The organism is Caldimonas brevitalea (genome assembly GCF_001017435.1).
GTDB classification, from domain to species: Bacteria; Pseudomonadota; Gammaproteobacteria; order Burkholderiales; family Burkholderiaceae_C; genus Caldimonas; species Caldimonas brevitalea.
In genome coordinates this window covers 1,021,629-1,036,340 of the sequence record NZ_CP011371.1, presented here as the reverse complement: position 1 = coordinate 1,036,340, position 14,712 = coordinate 1,021,629, and the positions used below count along the sequence as shown (strand labels likewise).

The window sequence follows — 14,712 nt, the reverse complement described above, 5'->3', positions numbered from 1 at the left end:
GACTCAGGAACGCAGCGCCCGGGCGGCCTCGATCGCGAAATAGGTCAGCACGCCATCGGCGCCGGCGCGCTTGAAGGCGAGCAAAGACTCCATCATCACCGCGTCGTGGTCGAGCCAGCCGTTGGCCGCCGCCGCCTTCAACATCGCGTATTCGCCGCTCACCTGATAAGCAAAAGTGGGGACCCGGAACTCGTCTTTCACGCGCCGCACGATGTCCAGGTAGGGCATGCCGGGCTTGACCATGACCATGTCGGCCCCCTCGGCAATGTCCATCGCGACCTCGCGCAAGGCCTCGTCCGAGTTGCCCGGGTCCATCTGGTAGACCTTTTTGTTGCTCTTGCCGAGTTGGGCCTTGGAGCCCACCGCGTCGCGGAAAGGCCCATAGAAGGCGCTGGCGTACTTGGCGCTATAGGCCATGATGCGTGTGTGGATCGAGCCGCTCGCCTCCAGCGCTCCGCGAATGGCGCCGATACGGCCGTCCATCATGTCGCTCGGCGCCACGATGTCGACGCCCGCCGCGGCCTGGGTCAAGGCCTGACGCTTCAGCACCTCGACCGTCTCGTCGTTCAGGATGTAGCCGGTGTCGTCGATCAGCCCGTCCTGCCCGTGAGTGGTGTAGGGGTCCAGCGCCACGTCGGTCAACAGGCCCAGTTCAGGAAAGCGCTGCTTGAGGCCCTGCACCACACGCGGCACCAGGCCCTCGGGGTTACAGGCTTCGCGGCCGTCTTCGGTCTTCAGCGCGGGGTCAATCACCGGGAACAGCGCCAACACCGGGATGCCGAGGGTCAGGCATTCTTCGGCGACCGGGTAGAGACGGTCGAGGCTCAGGCGTTGCACGCCCGGCATCGAGGCCACGTCTTGCACCTGGCCCTGGCCGTCGAGGACGAACACCGGGTAGATCAGGTCGTCGGCGCTCAGCCGGCTCTCGCGCACCAGGCGGCGTGTGTGGTCGTCGCGGCGCAGACGGCGCGGCCGCGACGAAGGGAAGGCGGCAGGAAAACTCAAGGGAAAAAGTCCTGTAACAAGCGCTGGAAACACCAAATACTAGCGAAATACTAGCGTTTTCCATGCCTCACGCGGGGGTACGTGTCAGTGAAATGACAGCTGTGTTCTGGTAAAGTTACATGTGAATGATACGTCGCAAGGCGTTCATTCCCTGCTTTTCCTCCCTGAGCAGGTGCCTTACCGTGATGACAGCGTTAAGGCTTTGCGGCCCCAGTCCCTCGGACTGGGGCTCTTTCTTTTGGGCGGCCCGATGGCGGTTGGCATCCGGTTGCGTCGCTTAACGTATCAGACGTTTGCTTGCACCGCGGGCACGTACCCTGCACCGCGCGACGCCCGCCCGGGGGGTTGCTGCCAACCGCTGCCAACCCGCTGGCTATCATCGCGCGATGCTCTGGATCAAAGCCCTCCACATCGTCTTCGTCACCAGCTGGTTCGCCGGCCTGTTCTACCTGCCGCGCATCTTTGTCAACCTGGCCATGGTGCCGCAGGACAGCCACGCGGAACGCGAGCGGTTGCTGCTGATGGCCCACAAGCTCTACCGCTTCATGACCCTGCTGATGGTACCCGCGCTCGGCTTCGGGCTGTGGCTGTGGCTGTACTACGGCATCGGCCGGGGCAGCGGCAACGGCTGGCTGCACGCGAAACTGGCGCTGGTGATCGGGCTGGTCGGCTACCACCACGTCTGCCGGCGGTTGCTGCGCGAATTCGAGCAGTTGAACAACCGCCGCAGCCACACCTGGTACCGCTGGTTCAACGAGGCCCCGGTGGTGGCCTTGCTGCTGGTGGTGCTGCTGGTGGTCGTCAAACCCTTCTGATCGCCCCCATGAGCCGCCATCGCAGCTCGCTGGTGCCACTGGCGTTGGCCTACGCCGCGCTGGTCGTCTACGCCAGCCTCTACCCGTTTTCCGAGTGGCAGGCGCCCGGCGTGAGCCCGTGGGCGTTCTGGACGCTACCGTGGCCGCGCTGGTGGACCGGCTTCGACCTGGTGTCCAACCTGCTCGGCTACATGCCGCTCGGCGGGCTGTGGTGCGGCGCCTTGATGCGCACCGGGTGGCACCGCATCCTTGCGCTGCTGGTCGCCGTGCTGCTGGGTGCCGGGCTGTCGGCCGGGCTCGAGATGCTGCAGAACTTCCTGCCGTCGCGGGTGCCGTCCAACGTCGACTTCGCGCTCAACACGCTCGGCACCCTGGCGGGCGCCCTGCTCGCGGTGCTGGTCGCCGCCCTCGGCTGGCTCGGACGCTGGCAGACCTTGCGCGACCGCTGGTTCGTGCCGCAGAGCGGCGGCGGCCTGGCGCTGCTGCTGCTGTGGCCGGTGGCCCTGCTATTTCCGGCACCGGTACCCCTGGCGCTGGGCCATGTCGGGGAGCGTCTGCACGAAGCCTTGCAGGACCTGCTGCGCGACACGCCCTACGAGGCCTGGGCCCTCGACCTGCCCGCGCCGGGCCGTCAGCCGCTCACGCCGGAGCTGGAACTCGCCACCATCGCGATGGGCCTGCTCGCCCCCTGCTTGCTCGCCTACACCATCACACCCCCCACCTGGCGGCGCAGCCTGCTGGTGCTCGGTGCCGCCTTGCTCGGTGCGGCGGCCACGACGCTGTCGACAGCGCTCGGCTTCGGCCCGGACCACGCGTTCGCGTGGGTCGCGGTGGCGTCGGAGGTGGGTTGGCTGGTCGGGGTCGCGGTGGCGCTGGTGCTGGCCTTCTTGCCCCCGCGCGTCGCCGCGGCGCTGGGGCTGGGGTTGATCGCCACCTCGATGGCGCTGGTCAACTTGGCACCCGCCGATCCCTACTTCGCCTCCAGCCTGCAGGGCTGGGAGCAGGGGCGCTTCATCCGTTTCCACGGGCTGGCCCAATGGATCGGCTGGCTCTGGCCCTATGTGACGCTGGCGTACTTCGCCGCACGTCTGTTCAGCCGCGGCCCCCAGGCCCCCACACAGCGCCAAAAGCGCCTGCCCCAGCGCCGCAAGGACAAGGTGCGGCGGCCTAGAATCGGCGCATGAGCTATTACGAGCGCCACATCTTCTTCTGCCTCAACAAGCGCGACAACGGTGAAGCCTGCTGCGCCGACCACCAGGCCCAGCAGGCCTTCGACCACTGCAAGGCGCGCGTCAAGGCCGAGCGCCTGGCCGGGCCGGGCAAGGTCCGGGTCAACAAGGCGGGCTGCCTCGACCGCTGCGCCGGCGGGCCGGTGGCGGTGGTGTACCCGGAAGGCACCTGGTACACCTTCGTCAACCAGGACGACATCGACGAAATCGTCGACTCGCACCTCAAGCAGGGCCAGGTCGTCGAGCGCCTGTTGCTGCCTCCCGACGTGGGCCGCTGAACCCGATGAATTCGCAGACACTGCGCGAGCGCATCGAAGGCCCGGCCGGCACGCTCGAATGTGCTGTCGACGCCCCGGTGGGCCCTGAACAAGGGCTGGTGGTCATCGCCCACCCCCATCCGCTGCATGGCGGCACGATGGACAACAAGGTCGTGCAAACGCTGGCGCGCGCCTTCGTCGCGAGCGGCTGGCGAGCGGTGCGATTCAACTTCCGTGGCATCGGCGCATCGCAAGGTGTTTGGGATGCCGGGCGCGGCGAGATCGACGACATGCTGACCGCGGTCGCCCGGCACCAGCGCGACGGCGAGGCCCTGGCGCTGGCCGGCTTCTCGTTCGGCGCCTATGTCGCGTCGCAAGCTGCTGCGCGCATCGGCCACGAGCGGGTGCGCCGGCTGGTGCTGGTCGGCCCGGCCACCGGCAACTTCGAGGTGGCGGCCGTGCCCGAGCACACGCTGGTGATCCACGGCGAGCAGGACGACGTCGTGCCGCTGTCCGCCACGCTGGACTGGGCCCGCCCGCAGCACCTGCCCGTCGTGGTGATCCCCGGCGTAGGCCATTTTTTCCATGGACAACTGCCTTTGCTGAAGAATCTGGTGACACGCGCCCTCGCCTGAGGGGCGCAGCCTCCCGACGACCAACGACTGGACTTCATGAAACGAGTATTTGCTGTCTGCCTGGCTGTTGCCGTCAGCCTTTCGTCTGCCGTGGTGCAGGCCCAACCGCTGCAACCGCCCGAGGTGGCGGCCAAGTCGTATCTGCTGCTGGACATGACCAGCCAGCAGGTGCTGGCGGCTCGCGACCCGGACACGCCGTCCGACCCCGCGTCGCTGACCAAGCTGATGACCGCCTATGTGGTCTTCGGCGCCATCCGCGACAAGAAGATCACGCGCGATCAGCTGCTGCCGATCTCGACCCGCGCCTGGGACGAGCGCAAGGGCGGCGCCTCGGTGATGTTCGTCGAGCCGCGCATGCAGGTGTCGGTGGACGACCTGCTCAAGGGCATGATCGTGCAGTCGGGCAACGATGCGTCGGTCGCACTTGCAGAAGGGGTGGCCGGCAGCGTCGAAACCTTCGTGCAGTTGATGAACCGCGAGGCCCAGCGCATGGGCCTGAAGCGCACGACGTTCAAGAACGTCACCGGCATGACCGAGCCGGGCCACACCAGCACGGCGCGCGACCTCTCCATCATCGCCGCCAACATCATCAAGGACTTCCCGGACTTCTATTCGCTCTATTCGATCCGCGAGTTCAAGTTCAACAACATCACGCAGCCCAACCGCAATTTGCTGTTGCGGCGCGACCCCACCGTCGACGGCATGAAAACTGGCCACACCGCGCTGGCCGGCTACTGCCTGGTGGCGTCGGCGCAGCGCGACTATCCGAACGGCAAACGCCGGCTGCTGAGCGTGGTGCTCAACACCACCTCGATGGAGGCGCGCGCGAACGAGAGCCAGAAGCTGCTGAACTGGGGCTATCAGGCCTTCGACACGCTGAAGGTGTTCGAGGCCAACAAACCGGTGGCGACGCCGCAGGTGTGGAAAGGCGCAGCCGCCGAGGTCAAGCTGGGCAGCCCGAGGGCGGTGTTCGTCACGGTCGCCAAGGGCGATGCTGACAAGATCAAAACCCAGATCGAGCGGGTGGACCCGCTGATCGCGCCGCTGACCAAGGGCCAGGCGGTCGGCAAGCTGAAGGTCACCAACGGCAGCACGCTGATCGCCGAGGCGCCGCTGGTGGTGCTGGAGCCGGTCGAGCAGAGCGGGTTTTTCGGCCGTGCCTGGGATGCTATTCGGCTCTGGATCAAGTAACCTCCGCGCTGTGGGCGACCTGGCGCCCGCAGAGGAGGCGACGATGCAAGCCCTGCCCGACAGCCTGTGCTACCTCAACGGGGAATACGCCCGCCTGTGCGACGCGAAAATCTCGGTGCTCGATCGCGGTTTCATCTTCGGTGACGGCGTCTACGAGGTGATACCGGTCTACGGCAAGCGGCTGTTCCGCTTCCAGCAGCACCTGTCGCGGCTGGAGCGGTCCTTGTCGAAGGTGCGCATCCGCAATCCGCACACCGAGACCGAGTGGCTGGAGCGCATCCGGCGCCTGGTGGAGGAGCATGCCGAGCGGGCCGACGCACCCGACCAGCTGGTGTATTTGCAGGTCACGCGGGGTGTCGCGCTGCGCGACCATGTGATGCCCGAAGGTGTGGAACCGACGGTGTTCATGATGGTCAGCACCCTGAAGCCGGTCAGCGCTGAGCAGCGCCGCCAGGGGGTGGCCTGCGTCAGTGCCCGCGACTTCCGGTGGCAGCGGGGCGATATCAAGTCGACCTCATTGCTGGGCAACGTGTTGGCGCGCCAGATCGCCGCCGACGCCGGTGTCGCCGAGACGATATTGTTCCGCGACGGCTGCCTCACCGAGGCTTCCGCCAGCAACGTCTGGATCGTGCACGAAGGGGCGGTGCTCGGGGCCCCGAAGAGCGAGCATGTGCTGGAAGGCATACGCTACAGCCTCATCGCCGAACTGTGTGAAGAGCTGGGCATCGGCTTCAACCTGCGCCCGATCGCCGAGACCGAAGTGAACGCCGCCGACGAGATCCTGCTGTCGTCCGCCGCCAAAGAGGTGCTGCCCGTCACCCGCCTCGACGGCGAGCCCGTGGGCCATGGGGCTGGAAAAGGCAAACCCGGCCCCATCTATGCCCGCTTGTACGAGGCCTACCAGCGGGCCAAAGCGGAACAGTCGATATGAAACCGATCCCTCCCGAGCAGTCGCTCATCGAATACCCCAGCCAGTTCCCGATCAAGGTGATGGGCGCCAACGTGGACGGCTTCGCCCAGGCGATCGCCGAGGTCGCGCAGCGCTTCGACCCGAGCTTCGACGCCTCGACCATCGAGATGCGGCCGAGCAAGGGCGCCAACTACCTGGGCCTGACCATCACGATCACCGCCACCAGCCGGCAGCAGCTCGACGAACTGTACCGGGCGCTGTCGTCGCACCCGATGGTCAAGGTGGTGCTCTGACCCGCGCCGGCGCTCACAGCGACCTGTCGCGCAGGCGGTTGTCCAGTTCCTTCACCTTGTGCGGTGCGGCCTCGTCGCCGTTGCGCGCGGCCGCGTCGTACCAGTAGCGCGCGATCCTCAGGTCTTGCTCGACGCCGAGGCCGGTTTCGTACATGGAGGCGATCAGGTATTGCGCGCCGACGTCGCCCGCCTGGGCGGCTTGCCGGTACCACTGCGCGGCCTGGCCCAGGTCGCGCGCGATGCCGCGCCCGAGGTAGTAGGCGGTGCCCAGCGACACCTGCGCATCGACATGCCCATGCTGCGCGGCGCGCTGGTACCACACCACCGCATGCGCCTGGTCGGGCGGCCCCGCCACGCCCAGCTCGTAGACCTGCCCGAGCGCGTACTCCGAGCGGATGAATCCTTGCGCCGCCGACTGTTTCAGCAGGGCCACCGCCTCGTGCTTGTCCGGGCGGGCGGCTTCGTCGAGCACATGCATCATCGCGAGGTTGTAGCGCCCCACGGCATTGCCTTTGCGGGCCAGCGCCCGGAACATCTGCTCGGCCTCGGGCAGGCGCCCGGCCTGGTACACCGCCAGCGCCGCCTCGATATCGCGCCGCTCGCTCGAGGCCTGCTGACCGGCGGCATTCCCCCCGGCCGTGCCGGCCGGCGGCGCGTTCACGCCCGCGGCTGCCGTCGCACTGCAGGCCAACAGCACCAAGCCGGCCGTCAGACGGATCAGGTTGCGCATCACTCGCATGCTCGCTCCTTCGCGGCGCTGCCGCGTACCCCGCCGGGGCTCGCCCCGACGATAGACTGTTTGCTCATCGAGCGCCAAACATGCAAACACGTATCCTCGGCCTTGTCGACTACCCGGCCACCTACCAGGCGATGCGCGACTTCACCGAGGCGCGCACGCCGGACACGCCCGACGAACTGTGGCTGGGTGAACACCCGCCCGTCTACACGCTGGGCCTGGCCGGCCAGGCCGCTCACGTGCTCGATGCGCGGGACATCCCGGTGGTGGCCACCAACCGGGGCGGGCAGGTGACGTACCACGGCCCGGGTCAAGTGGTCGCTTACCCACTGGTCGACCTGCGACGACTCGGTATTTACGTGAAGGAATACGTCTTCCGGCTGGAACAGGCGGTGCTGCAGACCCTGGAGCGCTACGGCGTCACCGGCCACCGGGTGGCGGGCGCGCCGGGCATTTATGTGCGGCTGGCCGACCCCTTCGGCCACGCCAGCCTCACCGGCCCGCGCCCCGACCCCTTCGCCGGGCTCGGCAAAATTGCCGCGCTCGGCATCAAGATCAGCCGCCATTGCACCTACCACGGCGTGGCGCTGAATGTGGCGATGGATCTGACGCCCTTTGGCGGCATCAACCCTTGCGGCTACGCCGGGCTGCAAACGGTGGACTTGGCTACACTTGGCGTCTCGACCGACTGGGGCACCGCGGCAGCACACCTGGGTGAGCGGCTCGCGGCACACTTCAGCCCCTGACGCCCCGGGCGAGCCTGGAGAGCCTGCATGTCCACCCCCAACGTCGTCCACGAGGCCCAAGACGCGGCCTCTTATGACGCGACCGCCAAGCAAAAAGCCCAAGCCAAGACCGCGCGCATCCCGATCAAGGTGGTGGCCGCGGAGCAACTGAAGAAGCCCGACTGGATCCGCGTCAAGGCGGGCTCGCCGAGCACCCGCTTCTACGAGATCAAGCAGATCCTGCGCGAGCACAAGCTGCACACGGTGTGCGAAGAGGCGTCCTGCCCCAACATCGGCGAATGCTTCGGCAAGGGCACGGCCACCTTCATGATCATGGGCGACAAGTGCACCCGGCGCTGTCCGTTCTGTGACGTCGGTCACGGTCGGCCCGATCCGCTCGACGCCGACGAGCCGCTCAACCTGGCCAAGACCATCGCCGCGCTGAAGCTCAAGTACGTCGTGATCACCAGCGTCGACCGCGACGACCTGCGCGACGGCGGTGCGGCGCACTTCGTCGAGTGCATCCGCAAGACGCGCGAACTGTCGCCCGAGACCCGCATCGAGATCCTCACGCCGGACTTCCGCGGTCGCATGGACCGGGCGCTGGACATCCTGAAGGCTGCCCCGCCGGACGTGATGAACCACAACCTCGAAACCGTGCCGCGCCTCTACAAGGAAGCGCGGCCCGGCTCCGACTACCAGTTCTCGTTGACGCTGCTGAAGCGCTTCAAAGAGTTTGCGCCCGACGTCCCGACCAAGAGCGGCATCATGGTAGGCCTGGGCGAGACCGACGACGAGATCCTGCAGGTGATGCGCGACATGCGCGAGCACGACATCGACATGCTGACCATCGGCCAGTACCTGGCGCCGAGCGGCCACCACCTGCCCGTGCGGCGTTACGTGCACCCGGACACTTTCAAGATGTTCGAAGCGCGCGCCTACGAAATGGGCTTCTCGCATGCGGCCGTCGGCGCGCTGGTGCGCTCGAGCTACCACGCCGACCAGCAGGCGCATCAGGCAGGGGTCGCGATCGGCTGAGCGGGGCCGGGGAGCGCCTGCGCCGGGCGGCGCTGGCACCCGGGATATTCCCGGAGGTCGGGTCTGACTTCCCCGGGTGTCCCGCACTCCATTGCTGCTTCCTTCCTCGCTACCCACGGCGTGCGAGATGCTCACCGCCTGCACCCGCACCGTGCTTTCCGCCGCGCGCCGCCAGCAGCTGCCCCTGCTCCACGATGACTCCGGACCGCAGCGGCGCAAACCCCTCGACCTCGATGCATTCGAGCACGCCGAGGAACGCCCGACGCCCGCTGATCTGCACCGTGCGCGAGCGGATGTGAACCCGCGTTTCGCTGCCGACAGGGTCATGATCGACGCGCGGGGGGCCGCGCGTAGGATCGAGCGCCTCAAGCGAAATGCGACCAGTGCTGCCAGTGCTTGGGCGATTCTGTCGTGCTGCCACGGCAGGCCGCCCTGCGCGGACGACCATGAGGAATAGAGCATGACGGCCGTCTCTCTCGACACTGCGCTCCCCGGGGACGGCGCCCCGCGGCAATGGCTCGACCGCATCGTCGAGACACAAGAACAAGAGCGCCGGCACTTTGCGCGCGAACTGCACGACACGCTGGGACAGCATGTCACCGCGCTGCAACTCGACCTGGATGCGCTGCTGCGCAGCGATGCCTGCCCGCCGGCTTTGCGTCCCAGCCTGGCGCGCGTACAGCGTGACGTGCGCCGCCTCGACGACGCGATCGACCAGCTCTCGCATCGATTGCGCCCCTTGGTGCTCGACGACCTCGGGCTGCACGACGCGCTGCAAACGCTGGTCGACGACCTGGCCCCGAGTGCCGGCCTGGCACTCGAACTGCACACCGCCGGGCTGGACGGGCGCCGCTTTGCCGCCACCAGCGAGACCACCGTGTTCCGCGTCGTGCAGGAAGCGCTGACCAATGTGATCAGACACGCGCAAGCGACGCGAGCCAGTGTCATCGTCGAGTTCCGCGGCGGCGTGTTGCGGGCGATCGTCGAAGACAACGGGCGCGGCTTCGACCCGGCCAGCGTGCGGCAAGGCTCACGCGCTCGCGGGCGCCTCGGGCTGCTGAACATGTCCGAACGCGCGGCACTGGCCGGCGGACGGGCCGAGATCGAGTCGGCGCCCGGGTGCGGCTGCACTGTCTACCTCACACTCGCGGCGGCCACCGTCAGCGCCGACACCACCGACCGCGGTGGCGCCCGGTGAGCCCGCTGCGCATCCTGCTGGCCGATGACCACGCGATCTTGCGCGAGGGCTTGGCGCTGCTCATCAATGCCGAGCCCGACATGGCGGTCGTGGCCGAGGCCGGCTATGGCCGCGAAGCGGTGCAACTGGCGCAACGCCACCAGCCCGACGTGGTGGTGCTCGACGTCTCGATGCCCGACCTGAGCGGAGCCGACGCTGCCCAGCAGGTGCGGCAGTCCTGCCCGGCCGTGCGGGTGCTGGCGCTGACGCGGCACGGTGACCAGGGCTATCTGCGGCGGTTGCTGCGGGCGGGTGCGACCGGCTACGTCGTCAAGAAGTCGCCGGCGGGCGCGCTGCTCGGGGCGATCCGCACCGTGGCCGGCGGCGGTACCTACATCGACCCCGCGGTGGCCGGCGCCCTGGTGGCCCACGCACTCGGCCGCGGCGGCACCGGCGCCGGCCCAACGGGCCGCACCAAGCCCGATCTGACCGAACGCGAAGAGCAGGTGCTGCGCATGATCGCGTGGGGCCAGAGCAACAAGGAAATCGCGGAACGGCTCGGCATCAGCGTCAAGACGGTCGAGTTCTACAAGGCGGCCGCGGTCGAGAAGCTGCAGCTGCGAGGCCGCACCGACATCATCCGCTACGCGCTCGCGCATCGCTGGCTGTCGGACGACCTGGGCCCCGAATAAGCCCGCTCTCGCGTCGCGCCACGCCAGCACAAGCGACCGGATCCTGCGCCTCTGCAGGCTCCACCGGCGTCCTCGAAAGCCCCACGAAGTTACCTCGTGTGTCTGTTTGAGACAGAAACCGGCACGCGTGTGTCAGGTGGCGGCAGGGGTTGTCACGCTCCGACACGACGGCGCCGGGGAGATAGCTCCGACTGACGTCGAGTGCCTGCGTGTTCAAAGCAAGATGCGGCTCGTAGCGTTTGTATGCGCACGCTTCTAACCCGATGAACGGCGGAAGAGGGCAAATCGCCCTTCCGTTCATCCTGCCGCCTCCTGACATTCATGCCTGTTTTGCGTGTGCTAACCGCGGTCCCCCTTGGCTGAGGGATGTGTTCCGGCTGCCCGTTGTAAAGCTCGCAACGCCGTTCTAGGTTTCCTGTGCTACAGGATGTCTCGGCGGGCCCGGCCCTCCCTCCCTGATAGCCACGTTCAGCGTTCACTCCACAGGTGCGAGGCCTCCATGAACATCTTCCGAATCTGGTGGGCGGTTGGCAGCGTGGCGACGGGGCTGCTGTCCAGCGGCGCCAGTGCCGGGCAGGTCCTCCAGGGGTACGCCCCGGTCGCGGCCACCCACAGTGCGAAATGCCTGCGCATCCTCGACGACGCCACCTCGGAAGACAGCCGCGTGGTGCAGTCGCCGTGCGAGGGCAGCCCACAGGATCAGTGGACCCTCGAGCACTTCGAGGACGGGTTCTACCGGGTGGTGCTGCGGGCCACCGGGCAATGTCTCAGCGTCTACCGGGAAAGCGGTGCGCGCGGCGCGGCGCTGGTGCAATCGCGCTGCCGGAACCGCGGGCACCAGTTGTGGAAGCTGTTGCCGCAGAACGGCGGCGTCCGGCTGCGGGCCCGACACAGCGGGCAGTGCGCTGACGTGCTGCGCGGGACACGTTGGGACGAGACACCGCTGATCCAATGGCCCTGTGGCAGCCAGCCCAACCAGGTGTTCATGTTCGATGGCGGCGTCCTGGCGCCCGACGCCCGGGCCGCCCTGGTGGGACGCCACAGCGGCCTGTGCCTGACGGTGCAGAACAGCGCCAGCCAGGCAGGCGCCGGGATCGTGCAGTCGTCCTGCAACGGCGCCGCTGGCGCACACCAGCGCTGGCAGTTGCGGCCCGTGGACGACGGCCATCATCTGGTGGTCGAGCACAGCGGCTTGTGCCTGCGGGTGCCCGACGCCTCGACCGAGGCCGGCGCCAAGCTCGTGCAGGAGCCCTGCGACAGCGGCACGGCCCAGCGTTGGCGCCTACAGGCCCAGCGAGGGGCCTATCGACTGCGCGCGGCGCACAGTGACAAATGCCTGGCGGTGGACCCGGCGGCCGCGCCCGAAGGGGCGGCTGTGGCGCAGGTCGAATGCACCGACGCGACCCACCAGCAATGGACCCTGGCCGCGCCCAGCCGGCCTTCGCAGTGGAGCCCACTGGTCGACTTCTCGATCGTGCCGGTGGCCGCCGCCCATCTGCCCGACGGCAAGCTGCTCACCTGGGCGTCCTACGACCGCCTCAACTTCGGCGGTGACCAGGGCTACACGCTGACCGCCGTGTTCGACCCGGCGACGATGACGGCCACCGAACGCAAGGTCACCGAGACCGCACACGACATGTTCTGCCCCGGCACCGCACGTCTTGCCGACGGGCGACTGCTGGTGAACGGCGGCAGCAGCAGCGCACGCACCAGCCTCTACGACCCCACCAACGCCACCTGGACGGCGGGCGCGACGATGAACCTCGGGCGCGGGTATCACGCGAGCACCTTGCTGGGCAACGGCAGCGTGTTGACGGTGGGCGGGTCGTGGAGCGGTGTGCGCGGCGGCAAGGACGGGGAGTTGTGGACCGCCGAGGGCGGCTGGCGCCCCCTGCCCGGCGTCAAGGCCGAGCCGATGCTGGGCCCCGACCCCGGCGGCATCTACCGCAGCGACAACCATTTCTGGTTGTTCACGATGGCCGGCGGCCGGGTGCTACAGGTGGGGCCGAGCGCCGAGATGCACTGGATCGACGTGTCCGGGGACGGCCAGGTGACCCCGGCCGGCCCACGCGGCGACGACGCCTACAGCATCAACGGCACGGCCGCGGCGTTCGACACCGGACATATCTTGAAGGCCGGCGGCGCCCCGGCGTACGAGAACGCCGCCGCCACCGCCTCCGCGCAGGTGGTCGCCTACGACGGCAACAGCCTGTCGGTGCGGCGTGTGGCGCCGATGGCCTACGCGCGCGGCATGCACAACAGCGTCGTGCTGCCCAACGGCGAAGTGCTGCTGATCGGTGGCCTGGCGGCGCCCCGGGTGTTCACCGACGATGCGTCGGTGCTGGTGCCCGAACTGTGGAACCCGGTGAGCGAAGTCTTCACCCGGCTGGCGCCGATGGGCACGCCGCGCAACTACCACAGCGTCGCGATCCTGCTGCAAGACGGGCGTGTGTTCGTGGGCGGCGGCGGGCTGTGCGGTCCGTGCGCCGTCAACCACCGCAACGCGGAAATCCTCACCCCGCCTTATCTGCTCAATGCCGACGGCACCGCCGTTGCGGCCCGCCCCGCCATCGTCGAAGCGCCGGCGCAAGTCCAATACGGCCAGGCTATCCCCGTCACCACCAGCGGCCCGACCGCCGGCTTCGCGCTCGTCCGCCTGTCGATCGTCACCCACTCGATCAACAACGACCAGCGGCGCATGGTGTTGCGTCCCGTCGGCCGCGACGTGCGCCGTGACGATGGCGCCCAGGGCTACACCTTGACGCTGCCCGCCGACCCGGGCGTGGCACCGCCCGGCGACTACTGGTTGTTCGCACTCGATGTGCGGGGCGTTCCGAGCATCGGGCATTTGCTGCGCCTCGCGCCTGCGGCGTCGGGCAAGCGAGCGGCGCGGTGACCAGGCCATCGCGGCTGCGCGAGCGGCGCCGCCCGGTGCTGGGTGGGCTGCTGGCGCTCGGGCTGTACGCGCCCGTGCAAGCGAGCGAACCGGGGGGCCTGGTGAACCAGGGCGCCGCCTTGTTCCACGGCCTGTCACCCCTGCAGGGTCGCATCGCCGGCCACAGCGGATGGCTACCGCCCGCCACGCTGGTCTGCGCCAACTGCCACGCTGCCCCCGCCGGGCGCAGCTTCGAGCCCGGGCGGGCGGCACGGCCCCTCGGCCGTACCGAGCTGTTGCAGCCACGCGTGCGACGCACCGGCCCGCCCTCGTCATACACGGAGCAGAGCTTGTGCGAGGCGCTGCGCGCGGGCATCGACCCGGCCCATGTCACGCTGCAAAGGGCGATGCCGCGCTACCAACTCAGCGCCGTGGAGTGCCGCGCGCTGTGGGCCTTCCTCACCCGGCCGGGTGTCAGTGTCAACACCTTGCCATGAGCTCGCCGCCCAACGTGTTCGATCCCATCGCGCGGGAGAGCCGCCGACGCTGCCTCGCGTGGCTGGCCACCCTGTTGTGCGGCCTGCCCGCGGCGGTCCGTGCGCATGGCCGCATCGGCCCGGTCGTGCCACCACAGCCGGCTCCCGATGTCGGCTTGTGGCTCGACGATGGCCGGCCGGTGGGCCTGCGCACGCTGCTGCAAGGCCGCGCGACCGCGGTGCAATTCATGTTCACCGGCTGCTCCGCCATCTGCCCGGTGCAGGGCGCATTGTTCGCGCAGGCGCAAGCACGACTGCAGGCACGGCCGGCCGCACGAGAGGCCCGGCTGCTGTCGCTCAGCCTCGACCCCCTGGGCGACACGCCGGCCGCCCTGGCCGCCTGGCGGCAGCGCCATGGCGCCGACGACGTGCTGTGGCGGGCCGCCGTGCCCCGCCAGCTCGACGCCTCGCAGCTGATGGCCGCCTTCAACCCCGGCGAGCCGGAGCGCGATGCACACATGACGCAGGTCTACCTGTTCGACCGCCAGGCACGCCTGGTCTGGCGCACCGCCGAACTGCCGGACCCGGCCGAGATCGCCGACCGCCTCGCCCCTTGATGCTGTCCCGCCGGGCGCGCACGCGCCGGCCTACACTTGCG

General features: G+C 68.7%; 17 protein-coding genes. 15 read left to right on the top strand and 2 right to left on the bottom strand.

Annotated elements, in window-relative coordinates:
* Window positions 1–3: 3 nt before the first annotated feature.
* Complete coding sequence (gene hemB, locus AAW51_RS04575; protein WP_047193648.1) at window positions 4–1,005, bottom strand: porphobilinogen synthase; 1,002 nt, start codon at window positions 1,003–1,005, stop codon at window positions 4–6.
* Between the two features lie 386 nt (window positions 1,006–1,391).
* On the opposite strand from hemB, the gene AAW51_RS04570 reads away from it, so the two are divergent.
* From AAW51_RS04570 to AAW51_RS04540, 7 genes are read left to right on the top strand one after another with little or no spacing between them, the layout of a single operon-like run.
* Entirely contained in the window at window positions 1,392–1,820 is a 429-nt protein-coding gene (locus tag AAW51_RS04570) for a CopD family protein (RefSeq protein WP_047193647.1), read from the top strand.
* An 8-nt stretch (window positions 1,821–1,828) separates the two neighbouring features.
* Complete coding sequence (locus tag AAW51_RS04565) at window positions 1,829–3,004, top strand: VanZ family protein (RefSeq protein ID WP_047193646.1); 1,176 nt, start codon at window positions 1,829–1,831, stop codon at window positions 3,002–3,004.
* Window positions 3,001–3,327: a (2Fe-2S) ferredoxin domain-containing protein gene (locus AAW51_RS04560; RefSeq protein WP_047193645.1), complete on the top strand. Its 327-nt coding sequence runs from the start codon at window positions 3,001–3,003 to the stop codon at window positions 3,325–3,327. Before AAW51_RS04565 ends, AAW51_RS04560 begins: the two co-directional genes overlap by 4 nt.
* Before the next feature lie 5 nt (window positions 3,328–3,332).
* Window positions 3,333–3,941, top strand: coding sequence for an alpha/beta hydrolase (locus AAW51_RS04555; protein ID WP_047193644.1), 609 nt, complete (start codon window positions 3,333–3,335; stop codon window positions 3,939–3,941).
* A gap of 36 nt (window positions 3,942–3,977) precedes the next feature.
* Complete coding sequence (locus AAW51_RS04550) at window positions 3,978–5,132, top strand: D-alanyl-D-alanine carboxypeptidase family protein (protein WP_047193643.1); 1,155 nt, start codon at window positions 3,978–3,980, stop codon at window positions 5,130–5,132.
* 43 nt (window positions 5,133–5,175) lie between these two features.
* Window positions 5,176–6,063: a D-amino acid aminotransferase gene (locus tag AAW51_RS04545; RefSeq protein WP_047193642.1), complete on the top strand. Its 888-nt coding sequence runs from the start codon at window positions 5,176–5,178 to the stop codon at window positions 6,061–6,063.
* The gene (locus tag AAW51_RS04540; protein ID WP_047193641.1) at window positions 6,060–6,335 is read left to right on the top strand and encodes a DUF493 family protein; all 276 of its coding nucleotides are present in this window, start codon (window positions 6,060–6,062) and stop codon (window positions 6,333–6,335) included. Before AAW51_RS04545 ends, AAW51_RS04540 begins: the two co-directional genes overlap by 4 nt.
* A 13-nt stretch (window positions 6,336–6,348) precedes the next feature.
* On the opposite strand, the gene AAW51_RS04535 is transcribed toward AAW51_RS04540, so the two are convergent.
* Window positions 6,349–7,074 (bottom strand): tetratricopeptide repeat protein, encoded by a 726-nt coding sequence (locus AAW51_RS04535; RefSeq protein ID WP_157359618.1) that lies wholly within the window; start codon window positions 7,072–7,074, stop codon window positions 6,349–6,351.
* A gap of 80 nt (window positions 7,075–7,154) precedes the next feature.
* Between AAW51_RS04535 and lipB the strand changes: the two genes are divergently transcribed.
* The 8 genes from lipB (at window position 7,155) to AAW51_RS30385 (ending at window position 14,671) form a co-directional block, all read left to right on the top strand.
* On the top strand, window positions 7,155–7,817 hold the full coding sequence (gene lipB, locus AAW51_RS04530) for a lipoyl(octanoyl) transferase LipB (protein ID WP_169787982.1): 663 nt from the start codon (window positions 7,155–7,157) through the stop codon (window positions 7,815–7,817).
* Between the two features lie 27 nt (window positions 7,818–7,844).
* Window positions 7,845–8,834, top strand: a complete 990-nt coding sequence (gene lipA / locus AAW51_RS04525; protein ID WP_047193640.1) for a lipoyl synthase — start codon at window positions 7,845–7,847, stop codon at window positions 8,832–8,834.
* A gap of 127 nt (window positions 8,835–8,961) precedes the next feature.
* Window positions 8,962–9,291 carry a hypothetical protein gene (locus AAW51_RS04520; RefSeq protein ID WP_047193639.1) on the top strand — a complete coding sequence of 110 codons (330 nt, stop codon included), beginning with the start codon at window positions 8,962–8,964 and terminating at the stop codon, window positions 9,289–9,291.
* Window positions 9,292–9,294: 3 nt separating this feature from the next.
* Complete coding sequence (locus AAW51_RS04515; RefSeq protein WP_053013344.1) at window positions 9,295–10,032, top strand: sensor histidine kinase; 738 nt, start codon at window positions 9,295–9,297, stop codon at window positions 10,030–10,032.
* The gene (locus AAW51_RS04510; RefSeq protein WP_047193638.1) at window positions 10,029–10,703 is read left to right on the top strand and encodes a response regulator; all 675 of its coding nucleotides are present in this window, start codon (window positions 10,029–10,031) and stop codon (window positions 10,701–10,703) included. The genes AAW51_RS04515 and AAW51_RS04510 overlap by 4 nt, the downstream gene beginning before the upstream one ends.
* Before the next feature lie 499 nt (window positions 10,704–11,202).
* Entirely contained in the window at window positions 11,203–13,599 is a 2,397-nt protein-coding gene (locus AAW51_RS04505; RefSeq protein ID WP_047193637.1) for an RICIN domain-containing protein, read from the top strand.
* Window positions 13,596–14,075 (top strand): hypothetical protein, encoded by a 480-nt coding sequence (locus AAW51_RS30390; RefSeq protein ID WP_053013343.1) that lies wholly within the window; start codon window positions 13,596–13,598, stop codon window positions 14,073–14,075. Before AAW51_RS04505 ends, AAW51_RS30390 begins: the two co-directional genes overlap by 4 nt.
* Complete coding sequence (locus AAW51_RS30385) at window positions 14,072–14,671, top strand: SCO family protein (protein ID WP_053013342.1); 600 nt, start codon at window positions 14,072–14,074, stop codon at window positions 14,669–14,671. Before AAW51_RS30390 ends, AAW51_RS30385 begins: the two co-directional genes overlap by 4 nt.
* Window positions 14,672–14,712 lie beyond the last annotated feature (41 nt).